The sequence below is a fragment of the Chromobacterium sp. CCUG 30098 genome (genome assembly GCF_059916605.1).
Genome location: NZ_JAUCGS010000001.1, coordinates 946843 through 961596, shown reverse-complemented (window position 1 = coordinate 961596; position 14754 = coordinate 946843). Strand labels below are relative to the sequence as shown.

Genomic DNA, 14754 nt, shown 5'->3' with positions numbered 1-14754 from the left:
CGCCGTTCTTGCGGCCGCGGCAACGCCCAGAGGGATCACTATATCTAAATTTTAGTCGACTCACCAACAAACGGTCGGATCAGCCGGTCTGTCCCATCCGCGCCAGCATCGTCGCCAGCTTGCGGCATTGGATGGCGCTGCGCAGCCGATTGGCGCGCACGACGCTGATCAGGTCGAGGCGGGCGCGCTCGAAATCGTCGTTGACCACGATGTAGTCGTATTCGGCGATCTTGTCGATCTCGGCGCGGGCGGAAGCCAGCCGGCGGCGGATCACTTCCTCGCTGTCGGTGGCGCGTCCGCGCAGGCGGCGCTCCAGCTCTTCTATCGACGGCGGCGCGATGAAAATGCCTATCGCCTCGGGGAAGACCTTGCGCACTTGCTCGGCGCCCTGCCAGTCTATCTCCAGCAGAATGTCCTGCCCCACGGCCAGGCGGCTGCGTATCCACGGCGCGCTGGTGCCGTAGTAGTTGCCGTAGACTTCCGCGTACTCGAGAAAATCGCCGCGCTCGATCATGGACTTGAACGTGGCCTGATCGACGAAGTGGTAATGCTTGCCGTCCTCTTCGCCCTTGCGCGGCGCGCGCGTGCTATAAGAAATGGACAGTTCCACAGACGGCTCCGCCTGGAGCAAGGCCGCCACTAGCGAGGTTTTCCCCGCGCCGGAAGGAGCGACCACGATAAAAATATTACCGGTTGGCTGGCTCATGAAAGGTACTTCCTGCCAAATGAGTAATTCTCCAGAATACCATAAGCGCGTACCGGCTGTTAATCGCCAAGTTATTTTCACGTCAAGATTTAGGTAAATCTCTTCAGGCTGAATAAAATGGCTGGTTTTTTTCCTACCTATCTCCTTTGGAGCGCGTTTCGCCATGCAATTCCTTGACAGCTTCTTCAAGCTGAAAGAAAACGGCACCACGGTGAAGACCGAAGTCATCGCCGGCTTTACCACCTTCTTGACCATGGCTTACATCATCCTGGTCAACCCGCTGATCCTGTCGAGCACCGGCATGGACCTGAACGCCGTCTTCGTCGCCACCTGTCTGGCCGCGGCGCTGGGCACCGCCATCATGGGCCTGGTGGCCAATTACCCGATCGCGCTGGCGCCGGGCATGGGCTTGAACGCCTACTTCACCTTCAGCGTGGTCAAGGGCATGGGGCTGTCCTGGGAAACCGCGCTGGGCGCGGTGTTCATCTCCGGCATCGTGTTCCTGGCGGTCAGCCTGTTCCGCGTGCGCGAGGCCATCGTCAACGCCATCCCGCAGTCGCTGAAATTCGCCATTTCCGCCGGCGTCGGCATGTTTCTCGCCATCATCGCGCTGAAGAACGCCGGCGTGATCGCGCCGCACCCGGAAACCTATCTGACCCTGGGCGACATCCACAAGCCCACCACCCTGCTGGCCATTCTGGGCTTCTTCCTGATCGTGGCGCTGGAATACCGCAAGGTGCCGGGCTCCATCATCATCGGCATCCTGGTGGTGACGGTGCTGTCCATCGCCATGGGCCTGTCTCCGTTCAAGGGCGTGGTGGCGCCGGTGCCGAGCATGGCGCCCACCTTCATGCAGATGGATATCGCCGGCGCCTTGCAAGCCGGCCTGATCGGCGTGATCTTCGTCTTCTTCTTCGTCGATCTGTTCGACACCACCGGCACCCTGGTGGGCGTGTCTCACCGCGCCGGCCTGCTGGACAAGGACGGCAAGCTGCCACGCCTGAAGCGCGCGCTGCTGGCCGACTCGGTGGCGATCACCGCCGGCGCGGTAATGGGCACTTCGTCCACCACCGCCTATGTCGAGTCCGCCGCCGGCACCGCCGTGGGCGGCCGCACCGGCCTGACCGCCATGGTGGTGGCGCTGCTGTTCCTGGCCTCGCTGTGGCTGTCGCCGCTGGCCGCCACCGTGCCCGCCTACGCCACCGCGCCCGCGCTGTGCTATGTGGCGGTGCTGATGGCGCGCGGCCTGGCCGAGATCGACTGGAGCGATCTGACCGAATCCGCGCCGGCGGTGATGACCGCGCTGGCGATGCCCTTCACCTTCTCCATCGCCGACGGCATCGCCTTCGGCTTCATCAGCTACGCGGTGATCAAGATTCTGGCCGGTCGTTTCTCCGACCTGAAGCCGCCGGTGCTGGTGATCGCCGCGCTGTGGATCTTCAAGCTGGCTTTCTTCCACTGAAACGTCAATAATTGATGCGGACTCCTAGCCTGCCGCGCTGCGCGGCGGGCTTTTTCTTGTGGGGCGCGCGGCGACTCTCTTTATTTCGAAGTACAATAAGGCCATGGAAAACCTTAGCAATCTCGACTACTCCAGCTATCTGAAAGGCTGGATCCGCACTGTGCCCAACTGGCCGCAACAAGGCGTGATGTTCCGCGACATCACTCCGCTGCTGCAGAACCCCAAAACCTTCCGCATGCTGATCGACATCTATGTGCATCGTTACATGATGGAGAAAGTGGACCTGGTGGCGGGCCTGGACGCGCGCGGCTTCATCATCGGTTCGGTGCTGGCTTACGAGTTGAACGTAGGCTTCGTGCCCATCCGCAAACGCGGCAAGCTGCCCTTCACCACGGTGGAGGAGGAGTACGAGCTGGAATACGGCAACGCCGCGGTGGAAATGCACACCGACGCCTGCAAGCCGGGCGACCGCGTCATCCTGATAGACGATCTGGTCGCCACCGGCGGCACCATGATGGCTGGCTACAAGCTGCTGAAGCGCATGGGCGCCGACGTGCTGGAAGCCGCCGCCATCATCGAACTGCCCGAACTGGGCGGCGGCAAGCTGGTGCGCGACGGCGGCCTGGAGTTGTTCACCGTCTGCGCTTACTGAGCCGGATTCGTCGGCCAAGCGAACGGAGCCCTCGGGCTCCGTTTTTGTTTGGCCGCGTCTTAATCCGCCTCCACCGCCACTTTCAGCGCCTGCCCGCGCGCGCTCAACTTCAGCGGCGCGCCGGCGGTGCTGGGCAGCTTGCTGTCCACCGAGGCCGCCGTGCCCCGCACCTCGTATTGCAGCGTTGCGGACTTGGGCAGCGTCAGCGACAACTTGCCGGTGGTGGCGTCCAGCGACAAGGAGCCGCTGGGCTTGGCGTCGGTCAGCTTCACCTTCGCCTTCACCGCCTGGCCGTCAAAAACCATGTCGCGGCTGCTGCCTTCGAAACCCAAGGTCAGCGCCTGCCCCTTGAGCGCCAGCTTGTCGTAAGCGCCCTTGGCCTGCGCCCTGATCGCGTCGGCGGACATGGACAGGCTGGCGGCTTTGCCGTCCAGCGTTAGATCCACCGCCCGGCTGTCCACCCGGATCGCCGAATACGCGCCGCGGATCGACCCCTTGACCGCGGCCAGCCCCAATTCCACCTGTTTGCCCGGCTTCAGATTGCCGGCGATCTCCAACCCGCAACTGCTGCCCAACAGCTTGTCGTTGAGCTTGACCGTGATCGTGACCACGCCGCCTGCGCGCCGCACCAGGGCGCTGCACTGCTTGGCGTCCCAATTGCTTTTGTTCAGGTCCAGCTGATACGGCCGCTTGTCGTCCGCGCTCAGCTTGAGCACGGCCGCGTCGCCGTTGATCACCAGCTTTTCAATCGGCGCTTCCGCCGCGTAAGCCGCTCCGCCGCCCATCAGCCCCGTCAATGCCAGCAAGCGCACTATCCCACGCCTCATCACGCACCCCTTTCCCAAGTAGAAGTCGCCGCCTTGGCCGGCGGCGGTGGTTTTCCTCACTGCATGAACAACCAGTACATCGCGATCACGCCGCAAGCGGCCGCCATCCCGCCCACCGCGTGGCGGGCCAACCGCGCCCACTGAGCGCTCAGCGAGCCTTTGCGCGCAAGAATCGAAACGGTCCGTCGCGAATCCGCCCACGCGGCGATCAGGCGGCTCTCATTACGCTGATCGGCCACCGCCTCGCGAATGTATTCGCGATAGTCGCTGAGAATCTTGCGCAGCTCGGCTTCGGGCAAGCGCTCCATGGTCAGCTGCAATTGTTGAATGCATGCATCGTGTTTCATGCTTCTCTCCCAAGTCCGGTCAAAAACACCACTCCTCACACCGCGTTGCCGCCCAAGCCCCTGCCCGCCACCAAATCGATCTGATAACGGACGTAACGCACCAGCCCGCGCCAGGTCAGCCGCGTCAGCCATACGCAGAACACCAGCCCCAATCCGCCAACCAATAACAGCACCAGGCCGCTGACCGCCGCCGAGCCCTGCAGCGACAAGCCCGGAATGCCGTCGATCTCGATATGGTCCTTGCCATCCTTCAGCGACAGCCGGTTATCCTTGATCACCAGCGAGCTCTCGCCGTCGTTCAACACCAGATCGCCGGCTTCTTCGGCTTCGCCTACGGCGGCGGAGGCCTGCGCCGAGATCATCCGCCAACGCAGCGAACGGCCATCCCCATCCTGCGCCAGCACCATGCTGTCGCCGCCGTCCGAAACCAGCGTCAGCGCGCTCAGCTGGCCGCGCTCCAGGCTGACGGAGCGTTCGCTCTCGCGTTTGATCGTTTGCCGCGCCGCCGGATTGCTGGCGTCCACTTTCAACTCGCCGCCGTCGTAGCTGACCCTGACCGGCTCTCCGCTACGCAACTTCAGGCTGGCGGTTTCATCCTCCTCCAGCGTCAGCAACAGCCTCCCCTGCTTCAGGCTCACGCCGTGGACCGGCTCCCCGTCGGCTTGAAGCTTGAACTCGATCTTGCCGTTCTCGGGCGACAGGCTGGGCTCCAGTTCCGGCCAGCCGAACAGGCTGTTGCCGCCCCAGGCCGCCACCAGCGCCACGCCGGCGATCAACAGGCTGCCGGACACCATATAGCCTATGGACAGGCATAGCAGGTAGATCATGAAGGGCAGCGCCAAGAAGAAGTTCAGCACGCCCAGGCCGGCGACCGAAGCCACCACCCTCATCAAATTGCCGAAGGAACGATGGCTTTCCCATTGGCGGTAATGCGCCTGCGCCTTCAGTTCCTTGGCCAGCTTCTGCGGGCTGCCCAGGGCGGCGACCACCTCGTTCTCGTCGCGGCCGGCTTCTTGCGCGTCGCTGAAGTACTCTTGGTAGTCGGCGACGATTTCACGGATTTCCTCGGCCGGCATCCCCGCCAGGGCCTGTTCCAATTGCGCCAAAAACGCTTTGCGGTTCATGCTTGTTGTTCTCCCGGCTGGCCGGCCGCCGGCAGGCGGCTCAGCACGCTGTCCACTTCGCTGACGAATTCCTGCCACTCGCGCCGCATCAATTCCAACTCCCGTTTGCCCGCCTCGGTCAGCGTGTAATATTTACGCGACGGCCCGGACGCCGACTCCACCAGATAGGTGCTGACCCAGGATTCGTTCTGCAGCCTGCGCATCAACGGATAGATCGTCCCTTCGCTGATTTCCATCGTGCGCGACAAAGTGCTGACCAATTCATAGGCATAGCTGTCGGACTGGGCCAATACCGCCAATACGCACATGTCCAGGGTCCCCTTCTTCAACTGGGTTTTCATCTTGCCTTCCTTGAAACCGCCCGGTCCTTTCCACTCAACTACCTTGCATTGCAAGATAGCTAGACGGACCAAGGCATCGATCTGCTTGTGATTGCACTATACAAACCACTACCTTGTACCGCAAGGTATCTTTCATTACCCAATGACAAATCACTGTCACTGCGGCTTTCTCGCAACAAATCAGAATGTCATTACTGACACCATATTGCGTTGCAAAATACGCCTTGGCATCCATAATTCAACAGCAACAATGACATTGAACTAAATCATACTCCCAACCGGTTGCAACAACCGGCCACTCTCTCGACGAGGACTCCGATGGCAAAAGCAAACAGGCCCAGCATCGCGCTGGTCTTGGGCGGCGGCGCGCCCAACGCAACCTTGATGGCCGGCGCGCTGGTCGCACTGATGGAGGCCGGCGTCGAATTCGACATCATCTCCACCTCCGGCGCCGGCGCCATCGTCGGCCTCTTGTACGCGGCGCCGCGCAAGGGCTCGCCGCTGGACAATTTACGCCGGCTGGCCGATCTCGGCGTATCCGATCCGATCTACCGGCTGCTGCCGATCAACTACAAGGTGTTCAACAAACCCGGCCCGGCCGCCGACCTGTGGCGCAGCTGGCAAAGCCAGAACCCCTTGTTGCAGAGCATTCAACAACAGGCCGATCAAGGGCCTTGGCAGCGTCTGCTGGCCGACTGGACATCGCTGCTGCTGGCCACGCTCTGCCCCAGCGATCTGGGCCCCAACAGCCAAGGCCTGTGCGCGCACGTGCCCTTTATCGAGGAGATCGTGGATTTCGACCGCCTCAAGACCATTGCGCCGCAGTTCTACCTGAACGCCTACAACATCAGCCGCGGCGAGATGCGTTGCTGGGACAAGAGCGAGATCGGTCATGAACACTTCCTGGCCGCGCTGTCCTTTCCCTTCATCTACCCGCCGTATCCGCTGGCCGACGGCGATTACATCGAAGGCGCGGCCATAGACACGCTGAACTTCAAGCAATTGTTCCGCGATCATCCGCACATCGACTACACCCTGGTGTTCGACGTGCTGGGCAGCGACCGACTCCTGCATCCGCCGCGCGGCCTTTACGACGCCTGGGTGCAATCCATCATCACCCCGCTGACCGAAATCGCGCGCGACGACCTGAAGCTGTTCGAAGCCTTGCACAATAAGGACGAGCAAGGCCGGCCGCGCACCGAGGTACTGAAGATCCAGTTCGACCAGCTGATTGACCCGCAACGCCGCGCCGAGGAGCTGGACTGGTCGCACTCCAATCTGTCCCAGCTCTACCAGATCGGCTATCAAGCCGGGCAGGACCTCCTCCGCCAGCACCGCGGCAAACTGCTGGGCTAGACGTCGCCAATAAAAAAGGGCTGCCTGACGGCAGCCCTTGACGCTTGGCTAAGCACAAACGGCATCAATACCAGCTGATGCCGGCCTGCTCGGTGGAGATCACCGTGCCGGCCTCGCCCTTGACGATTTTCTCGATATCTTCCAGCGCGCCGATCACGGCCTTCTTGCCGGTCAGACGGGCAAACTCGCAAGCCGCCTCCACTTTCGGGCCCATCGAGCCGGCGGCGAAACCCAGTTTGTCCATCTCGTCCGGATGCGCCTGCTTGATCGCCTTGGCTTCCGGCGTGCCCCAACCGATGAACACGCTCTTCACGTCGGTGGCGATCACGAAGTAATCGGCGTCGATTTCACGCGCCAGCAAGGCGGAAGCCAGATCCTTGTCGATCACCGCTTCCACGCCCACCAGCTTGTCGCCCTCGTACATGGTGGGAATGCCGCCGCCGCCGGCGGCGATCACCACCACGCCTTTTTCGATCAGCCACTTGATCGGGCGCATTTCGAAGATGCGCTTCGGTTTCGGGCTGGGCACCACGCGGCGGAAGTATTCGCCGTCGGCCTTTACCGTCCAGCCTTTTTCCGCGGCCAGCTTGTCCGCCTCTTCCTTGCTGTAAACCGGGCCGACGAATTTGGTCGGATTCTTGAAGGCCGGGTCCTTGGCGTCCACTTCGGTCTGGGTCAGGATGGTGGCGATCGGCACTTCGAAGGGCAGCACATTGCCCAGTTCCTGCTCAACCATGTAGCCGATCATGCCTTCGGTCTGCGCGCCCAGCACGTCCAGCGGATAGGGCGTCACTTTTTCGTCCACGTGGCGGGCGTAGGCGTCGTTCTGCAGGCCCAGCAGGCCCACTTGCGGCCCGTTGCCGTGGCACATCACCAGGTTGTGGCCCAGCCGGGTCACGCCGGCCAGTTGTTCGGCGGCCACTTTGACGTTGGCGCGCTGGTTGTCGGCGGTCATGGCCTCGCCGCGACGTTGCAGGGCATTGCCGCCCAGAGCTACGACGACTCGCATATTCTATTCCTCGCTATTGCCGCGCCCGCCGTCTGCGACGGCGAGCCGCGTGCTTGATGTGAAACCGGCCAAGGTTCCCGGTCAGGGAAGCCTTGGCCGGCAAAGTGCAGCTAGGGATGCCTAGGGCCGGATCAATCGCCCAGCGTGGCCACCAGAATGGCTTTGATGGTGTGCATGCGGTTCTCGGCCTGCTCGAAGGCGATGCAAGCTTCGGACTCGAACACGTCCTCGGTCACTTCGATGCCGTTGGCCAGGTCCGGATATTGCGCGGCGATTTCCTTGCCCACCTTGGTTTCGCTGTTGTGGTAGGCCGGCAGGCAGTGCATGAACTTCACTTGCAGGTTTTCGGCGGCGGCCATCAGCGCGGCGTTCACTTGGTAGGGCTTCAGCAACTTGATGCGTTCGGCCCAGACTTCGGCCGGCTCGCCCATGGACACCCATACGTCGGTGTGGATGAAGTCGGTGCCCTTGACCGCCGCTTTGGCGTCCTCGGTCAGCGTGATGCGCGCGCCGGTCTTGGCGGCGATTTCGCGGCACTGAGCCACCAGTTCGTCGGTCGGCCACAGGTGCTTGGGCGCGCCGATGCGCACGTCCATGCCCAGTTTGGCGCCGATCACCAGCAAGGAGTTGCCCATATTGTTGCGGGCGTCGCCCAGATAGGTGTAGCTGATCTGGGAGATGGGCTTGTCGCTGTTTTCCCACATGGTCAGCACGTCGGCCAGCATCTGGGTCGGGTGCCATTCATCGGTCAGACCGTTGTATACCGGCACGCCGGCGAACTTGGCCAGCTCGGTTTCCACCATGTGCTGGTCGAAGCCGCGGTATTCGATCGCGTCGTACATGCGGCCCAACACGCGGGCGGTGTCCTTCATCGATTCCTTGATGCCGATTTGCGAACCGGACGGCCCAAGGTAAGTCACGTTGGCGCCCTGGTCGTAGCAAGCCACTTCAAACGCGCAGCGGGTGCGGGTGGAGGTTTTTTCAAAGATCAGGGCGATGTTTTTGCCCTTCAGGTGCTGCTGTTCGGTGCCGGTGTACTTGGCGCGCTTCAGGTCGCGGGCCAGGTCGAGCATGTAGCGGATTTCGCGCGGGGTGAAGTCCAGCATGCGGAGGAAGTTACGGTTGCGCAGATTGAAAGCCATGATATTGCTCCTGATTAGAGTCTGGGCAAGCCGGCCGTCGTTTCCGGGGAAACCGGCGGTCAACCTGTCTTTTTGCACATGAATCTTGGGTTTTCCTCCCGGCCGCGCCTGCGGCCGGGACACTACAGCTGAATTACAGTTTCACTTCGTCGCGAGTGATCGGGCAGGTCATGCAGTGACCGCCGCCGCGGCCGCGGCCCAGCTCGGAAGCCGGGATCTCGATCACTTCCACGCCATGCTCGCGCATCAGGCGGTTGGTGTAGGTGTTGCGGTCGTAGGCCACCACCACGCGGCGATCCAGCGCCACCACGTTGTTGCCGTCGTCCCACTGTTCGCGTTCGCGCTGGTAGGCGTCGCCGCCGGTCTGGATCACGCGGATTTCCTTGAGACCCAGCGCCTGGCGCACCACTTCCACCAGATGCACGCCTTCGTGGCGTTCGAAGCGGATTTCGCCCTCGCGGTCGCCAACGTACATGCTGGTGCAAGTGATGTCGTCCACCACGTCCGGGAACAGCGACAAGAGATCGATGTCGAGGAAGCTGAACACGGTATCCAGGTGCATCGCCGCGCGGGACTTCGGCATCTGGCAAGCGATCACGCGAGTGGCGCCGCCTTCCTTGCCCAGCACGCGCTTGGCCACTTGCACCACCGCCTGCGGGCTGGTGCGCTCGCCCATGCCGATCAGGACCACGCCGTTGCCGATAGGCATTACGTCGCCGCCTTCCAGCGTGGCCGGGCCGTGCTCCTGGTCGCAATCGCCCCACCATACTTTCACCTTGCCGGCGAACATCGGGTGGAATTTGTAGATGGATTGCAGGATCAGGGTTTCCTGACGACGCGCCGGCCAGTACATCGGGTTCAGCGTCACGCCTTCATAAATCCAGCAAGACGGGTCGCGCTGGAACAGGCTGTTCGGCACCGGCGGCAGCACGAATTCGGATTGGTCCAGGTAGCCGCCGAACAGGCCTTTCGGGTCGAACGGCAGTTCGAATTTGGCGATGCCGCCCACCAGATGCTCGGCCAGTTGCGAAGACGGCATTTCGTCCAGCCAGCTGCGCAGATCGCGCAACATGCCGATACCTACGTTGTCGGCCTTGACCTTGCGGTCCAGGATCCAGGCACGGGAAGCTTTGTCGTCCAAGACCTTGGCCAGCGCGTCGTGCACCTCCACCACTTCGATGCCGCGGGAGCGCATTTGCTCAACCATGTAAGCATGGTCTTTCTGTGCGCGTTCCACCCAGATCACGTCATCGAACAACAGGCCGTGGCAGTTGTCCGGGGTCAGGCGCTTATGCGCCAGGCCGGGACGGCACACCATCACAGTTCGCAACTTGCCGCACTCGGAATGAACACCAAACTTGGTCATGACAAACTCCTTAATGATATTGGGGGAGCTGGTGGAGGCCCGTGGATCTCGCGCGCCTCCGGTAATCTTCTTACAAGGTTCCGGCTTAGAGCGTCAGCGCTCCGGTAGCCAGTTCGTAGGCGGCGAACAAGCCCGCCACTACAATCAGCGCAGCCAGTACCGCCTCGGCGCCGGTGAACGCTTTCTCGCCGCGTTCCTTGCGAGCCCACAGGTAGAACAGCAGGCCCGGGGCGTACAGCACCATGGACAGGAACAGATACTTCAGGCCGGCGGCGTAGATCAGCCAAACACCGTAGACCGAGGCGACGGCGGCGATGCTGAACTCTTTGCCGCTGGATTCGCCCTGGGCGTAGCCCTCGCCGCGCTTGGCCACCAGCAAGGCGTAGCCGGAGCACAACAGGTAAGGAATCAGAATCATCGAGGTGGCCAGCGACAGCAACGCCAGGTAGCCCGCGGAACTGAACAGCGTGATGATCAGGAACAGTTGGATCAGGCCGTTGGTCAGCCACAGCGAGGCGGCCGGGGAGCCATTGGCGTTGGTGGTGCCGAATACTTTGGGCATCACGCCGTCCTTGCCCGCCAGGTAGGGCGCTTCGGAAGCCAGCAGCGTCCAGGCCAGCAGCGCGCCGCCCACAGAGATCACCAGACCGGCGTTCATCAGATTGGCGCCCCAGGGGCCGATGGCTTTTTCCAGCACATAGGCGGTGGACGGGTTCTTCAGCGCGGCCAGTTCAGTTTGCGACATCACGCCCAGCGACAGCACCGATACCGCAACCAGCAGAGCGATGGTCAGCAGGAAGCCGATCACGGTGGCCTTGCCCACTTCTTTCATGTTTTCCGCACGGCTGGAGAACATCGACGCGCCTTCGATGCCGATGAACACCCATACCGTCACCAACATGGTGCTCTTGACTTGATCGACGACCGAGCCGAGTTTGGCCGAGCCCCAGAAGTCCAGATTAAAGGTATCCACTTTGAAGGCGAAAATGACCAGCAGGATGAACAGCGCCAGCGGCACCAGTTTGGCCACGGTGGTGATGGTGTTGATGAAGGCCGCGCCGTGCACGCCGCGCAACACCAGGAAGTGCAAGGCCCACAACAGAATGGACGCGCAGACGATGGCGGTGGTGGTATTGCCCTCGCCAAACACCGGGAACCAGAAGGCCAGCGCCGAGAACATCACCACAAAGTAGGATACGTTGCCGATCCAGGCCGAAATCCAGTAACCCCAGGCCGAGTTGAAGCCCATATAGTTGCCGAAACCCGCCTTGGCGTAGCCGTAGACGCCGCCCTCCACTTCCGGTTTGCGATTGGCCAGCATCTGAAAGGCGAATGCCAGAGTCAACATCCCGAAGAAGGTAATCACCCAACCGATCAAGATGGCGCCGGCTCCGGCGCCCGCCGCCATGTTCTGCGGTAGCGAGAAGATGCCGCCGCCGATCATGGAGCCCACCACCAGAGCGGTCAGCGCGCCAAGCTTGAGCTTGGGAGCGCCGCCGCCTTGGGTTTCAGTTTCCGTAGACATTTTCGTTCTCCGTGAGAGTACATTAACCTGCAAATCTGTTGTTATATAATTAAATTCTTATCATCTGAGACAATGGTATACCCCGGATTTAGTGATCGCCAGAACAGTCGAACATCCGTTTGACCTGCGTCAAATAGCGTCCTCCCGCTCCATTCGCCCCATCCCGACATTAGAACAAAAGCTTTATAGAAGCCCCAGACACAATTGGCAGAACTAACAATTGTGCTGCGCACAAAACATTTAATTAATTTTGTATTTAATTTTTATTAAAAATAAAACGCAATATCAGATTGTCTGAACGCGTCCAATAGAGAAGAGCCGCAAACGGCCAAAAGAGACGGGACAAAGAAGCAGTGAGATAAAGATGGAGAGAGGAGACGGAGAATAAGGCAGGCGGCCACGGCAATTGTGGGCAAAAAAAAAGTGGATGCGGCCCACCACCGCATCCACCAACACACACATCAAGAGGATAAACACATCCTGTTTGCCCAGGCGCTCACTCCGGTTTTTTCACGTTCTTGAAAATCGCCACCAGAGCGCCCAGCACCACCAAGGTGGTCACCACAATGGTCACCAAGCTTAAAATGCCGACATCGTCGGAAAGAAGAAGAGTCAGAAGTTCCATCGCCACTCCTTTTCCGGGGCCACGCCCCATATAGGTTTCTTGATCCTCATCTTAGCCAGTTGGGCGGCCCGTCCATTGACGCAAATCAAATGGCATGACCCCCAAGTTTGATGCAAGACAAATAAAAAGCCCCTGGCTCGCGCCAAGGGCTCATTTCCTAAAAATCAGCAACTTATATCATTACAGTTGTGCGTCAGGTGATACAGTTCGAATCAGTTCAGCTGAAAAAATCGGCTTACGTCATCCCTGTCTCGCCGGCGTGTTCACTTGCTGCCGCCCATGTCCTTGGACAGGAAAAAGGCGTCGGAGAAGAACTCGTCTTCCGGCAAGCCGCGCTCGCGGGTGAAGCTGCCGTGCGCGGCCTCCACCATCAGCGGCGCGCCGCAGGCGTAAACCTGATAGCCGGCCAGATCGTCGAAATCCTCCAGCACCGCCTGGTGAACAAAACCGGTGCGGCCCGCCCACTCGTCGCCCGGCAGCGCGTCGGACAGCACGGGGATGAAGGTGATGTTGGGATGCTGCGCCTGCCAGGCGCCGGCCAGATCCGCCATGTAAAGATCCGCCTTGGTGCGCGCGCCCCAGTAGAACACCATCTCGCGCTGGATGCCGCTATGAATCGCGTGCTCGATGATGCCCTTGACCGGCGCGAAGCCGGTGCCGCTGGCCACGAAGAGAATGGGCTTGTCGGAGTCCTCGCGCAGGAAGAAAGAGCCCAGCGGGCCTTTGAAGCGCATGATCTCGCGCTCCTTCATCTGACTGAACACATACTCGGAAAAAGAGCCGCCCGGCTGATTGCGGATATGCAGTTCCAGGAAAGCATCGTCATGCGGCGCGTTGGCGATGGAGAAACTGCGCTTCTTGCCGTCCTTCATCAGGATGTCGATGTATTGGCCTGCCTTGAACTGCAAGCGCTCGGACACCGGCAGCTTGAGCTTGAGCACCGCCACGTCGTGGATTTTTTCGATTTTCTCTACGCGGCACGGCAAGGTCTTGATCTGGATGTCGCCGGCGCCGGCCACTTCGCGCGCCTCGATGGCGATGTCGCCCTTGGGGCGGGCGCAACAGAACAGCGCCATGCCCTGGGCGCGTTCGGCCTCGGTCAAGGCCTTTTCCTGGAAACCGTCCTGGCTCACTTCGCCTTCCACCACCTTGCCTTTGCAGGCGCCGCACGCGCCGTCGCGGCAGCCGTAAGGCAGGCCCACGCCCTGGCGCAACGCCGCTTCCAATACGGTTTCATGCGGCTCGACGCCAAATGTATGCCCGCTGGGGAGCACTTTCACCTGCGCTGTCATCTGTTTCCTCTACTCAATATCTGGCTAAAATGCGCATCATGCGAACCTTAATGATCATCGGCGCCGGCGATGTCGCGCGCCGCGCCCTGCCGGAACTGACCCGCCGCTGGCGGGTGCTGGCGCTGTGCCGTTCCAACGCTAGCGCGGAAGCGCTGCGCCGCCAGGGCGTCACGCCCATCCGGGGCGATCTGGACGACCCCCGCGCTTTGCGCCGTTTGGCCGGCCTGGCCGACGATCTGCTGCTGACCGCTCCCCCCCAGGAAATCGGCCGCAAGGACTTGCGCATGCGCAAGTTGTTGTCTGCGTTGGCAAAAGGTTGCAGGATACCACAGCGTCTAGTCTATATCAGCACCAGCGGCGTGTACGGCAATGCCGACGGGGCTTTGCTGGACGAAGGCGCCCGCCTCCGCCCGCACAATGACCGCGCCTGGCGCCGCCTGGACGCGGAAACCTGCTTGCGCGGCTTCGCCGCCGCCCACGGCTGCCAGTTGACGGTGCTGCGCGCGCCGGGCATCTACGCCGACGACCGCCTGCCGCTGAGCCGCTTCGCCTCGCAAACGCCGCTGATCCGGCCGGAGGAGGACAGCTGGAGCAATCACATCCACGCCGACGACCTCGCCGCCGCCTGCGTGGCCGCCTTGCTGCAATGCCGCGGCGGTCCGCGCGTATTCAACGCCAGCGACGATCAGCCGCTGCCGATCAGCGAATGGTATCGCCGGCTGGCCGCCGCGCTGGACCTGACCTTGCCGCCCCTGTTGCCGCGCGAGGAGGTCCGCGCCCGGGTCTCCGCTGGTCTATGGTCTTATATGATGGAGTCCAGACGGCTTAGCAACCGGCGCTTGCGCCGTGAATTGCTGCCGGCACCCCGCTGGCCCGACACCGCCGACTACCTGGCGGCGCTGGCCCAAGCGCCGGAGCGCATCGCCGCCGCGCTCGCTTCGGCGGCCAAGATTCGGTAACATCGCGGTTTTTTTGAGTTT

Annotated in this window: 15 protein-coding genes; 4 read left to right on the top strand and 11 right to left on the bottom strand. The window is 61.7% G+C overall.

Annotated elements, in window-relative coordinates; all coding sequences use genetic code 11:
* Positions 1-79: 79 nt before the first annotated feature.
* Positions 80-706 carry a guanylate kinase gene (gmk, locus tag QUG03_RS04550; RefSeq protein ID WP_107800535.1) on the bottom strand — a complete coding sequence of 209 codons (627 nt, stop codon included), beginning with the start codon at positions 704-706 and terminating at the stop codon, positions 80-82.
* Between the two features lie 163 nt (positions 707-869).
* On the opposite strand from gmk, the gene QUG03_RS04545 reads away from it, so the two are divergent.
* Both QUG03_RS04545 and QUG03_RS04540 read left to right on the top strand, forming a co-directional pair.
* On the top strand, positions 870-2168 hold the full coding sequence (locus tag QUG03_RS04545) for an NCS2 family permease (protein ID WP_107800536.1): 1299 nt from the start codon (positions 870-872) through the stop codon (positions 2166-2168).
* A gap of 103 nt (positions 2169-2271) precedes the next feature.
* Positions 2272-2820, top strand: coding sequence for an adenine phosphoribosyltransferase (locus tag QUG03_RS04540; protein WP_019103866.1), 549 nt, complete (start codon positions 2272-2274; stop codon positions 2818-2820).
* A gap of 59 nt (positions 2821-2879) precedes the next feature.
* On the opposite strand, the gene QUG03_RS04535 is transcribed toward QUG03_RS04540, so the two are convergent.
* Genes QUG03_RS04535 through QUG03_RS04520 form a run of 4 tightly spaced genes read right to left on the bottom strand, consistent with a single transcriptional unit; the run spans position 2880 to position 5459 of the window.
* Positions 2880-3647, bottom strand: a complete 768-nt coding sequence (locus QUG03_RS04535; RefSeq protein WP_227104896.1) for a hypothetical protein — start codon at positions 3645-3647, stop codon at positions 2880-2882.
* A gap of 56 nt (positions 3648-3703) precedes the next feature.
* Positions 3704-3994 carry a DUF1700 domain-containing protein gene (locus tag QUG03_RS04530; RefSeq protein ID WP_146176709.1) on the bottom strand — a complete coding sequence of 97 codons (291 nt, stop codon included), beginning with the start codon at positions 3992-3994 and terminating at the stop codon, positions 3704-3706.
* A 35-nt stretch (positions 3995-4029) separates the two neighbouring features.
* Positions 4030-5118 carry a DUF1700 domain-containing protein gene (locus QUG03_RS04525; RefSeq protein ID WP_500819498.1) on the bottom strand — a complete coding sequence of 363 codons (1089 nt, stop codon included), beginning with the start codon at positions 5116-5118 and terminating at the stop codon, positions 4030-4032.
* Positions 5115-5459 (bottom strand): PadR family transcriptional regulator, encoded by a 345-nt coding sequence (locus QUG03_RS04520; protein WP_107800540.1) that lies wholly within the window; start codon positions 5457-5459, stop codon positions 5115-5117. The genes QUG03_RS04525 and QUG03_RS04520 overlap by 4 nt, the downstream gene beginning before the upstream one ends.
* Positions 5460-5777: 318 nt before the next feature.
* On the opposite strand from QUG03_RS04520, the gene QUG03_RS04515 reads away from it, so the two are divergent.
* Positions 5778-6815: a patatin-like phospholipase family protein gene (locus QUG03_RS04515; RefSeq protein WP_107800541.1), complete on the top strand. Its 1038-nt coding sequence runs from the start codon at positions 5778-5780 to the stop codon at positions 6813-6815.
* Between the two features lie 64 nt (positions 6816-6879).
* On the opposite strand, the gene arcC is transcribed toward QUG03_RS04515, so the two are convergent.
* From arcC to QUG03_RS04485, 6 genes are all read right to left on the bottom strand, one after another.
* Positions 6880-7824 carry a carbamate kinase gene (gene arcC, locus QUG03_RS04510; RefSeq protein ID WP_107800542.1) on the bottom strand — a complete coding sequence of 315 codons (945 nt, stop codon included), beginning with the start codon at positions 7822-7824 and terminating at the stop codon, positions 6880-6882.
* Between the two features lie 131 nt (positions 7825-7955).
* Entirely contained in the window at positions 7956-8966 is a 1011-nt protein-coding gene (locus QUG03_RS04505; RefSeq protein WP_048409588.1) for an ornithine carbamoyltransferase, read from the bottom strand.
* Between the two features lie 133 nt (positions 8967-9099).
* Complete coding sequence (locus QUG03_RS04500) at positions 9100-10332, bottom strand: arginine deiminase (protein ID WP_043637845.1); 1233 nt, start codon at positions 10330-10332, stop codon at positions 9100-9102.
* A gap of 85 nt (positions 10333-10417) precedes the next feature.
* Positions 10418-11857 (bottom strand): arginine-ornithine antiporter, encoded by a 1440-nt coding sequence (gene arcD / locus QUG03_RS04495; protein ID WP_107800543.1) that lies wholly within the window; start codon positions 11855-11857, stop codon positions 10418-10420.
* Between the two features lie 496 nt (positions 11858-12353).
* Entirely contained in the window at positions 12354-12482 is a 129-nt protein-coding gene (locus QUG03_RS04490; protein WP_019103856.1) for a DUF3149 domain-containing protein, read from the bottom strand.
* 263 nt (positions 12483-12745) lie between these two features.
* Positions 12746-13774 carry a CDP-6-deoxy-delta-3,4-glucoseen reductase gene (locus QUG03_RS04485; RefSeq protein ID WP_227104900.1) on the bottom strand — a complete coding sequence of 343 codons (1029 nt, stop codon included), beginning with the start codon at positions 13772-13774 and terminating at the stop codon, positions 12746-12748.
* A 38-nt stretch (positions 13775-13812) separates the two neighbouring features.
* On the opposite strand from QUG03_RS04485, the gene QUG03_RS04480 reads away from it, so the two are divergent.
* Positions 13813-14733, top strand: coding sequence for an NAD-dependent epimerase/dehydratase family protein (locus QUG03_RS04480; protein WP_253313731.1), 921 nt, complete (start codon positions 13813-13815; stop codon positions 14731-14733).
* Positions 14734-14754 lie beyond the last annotated feature (21 nt).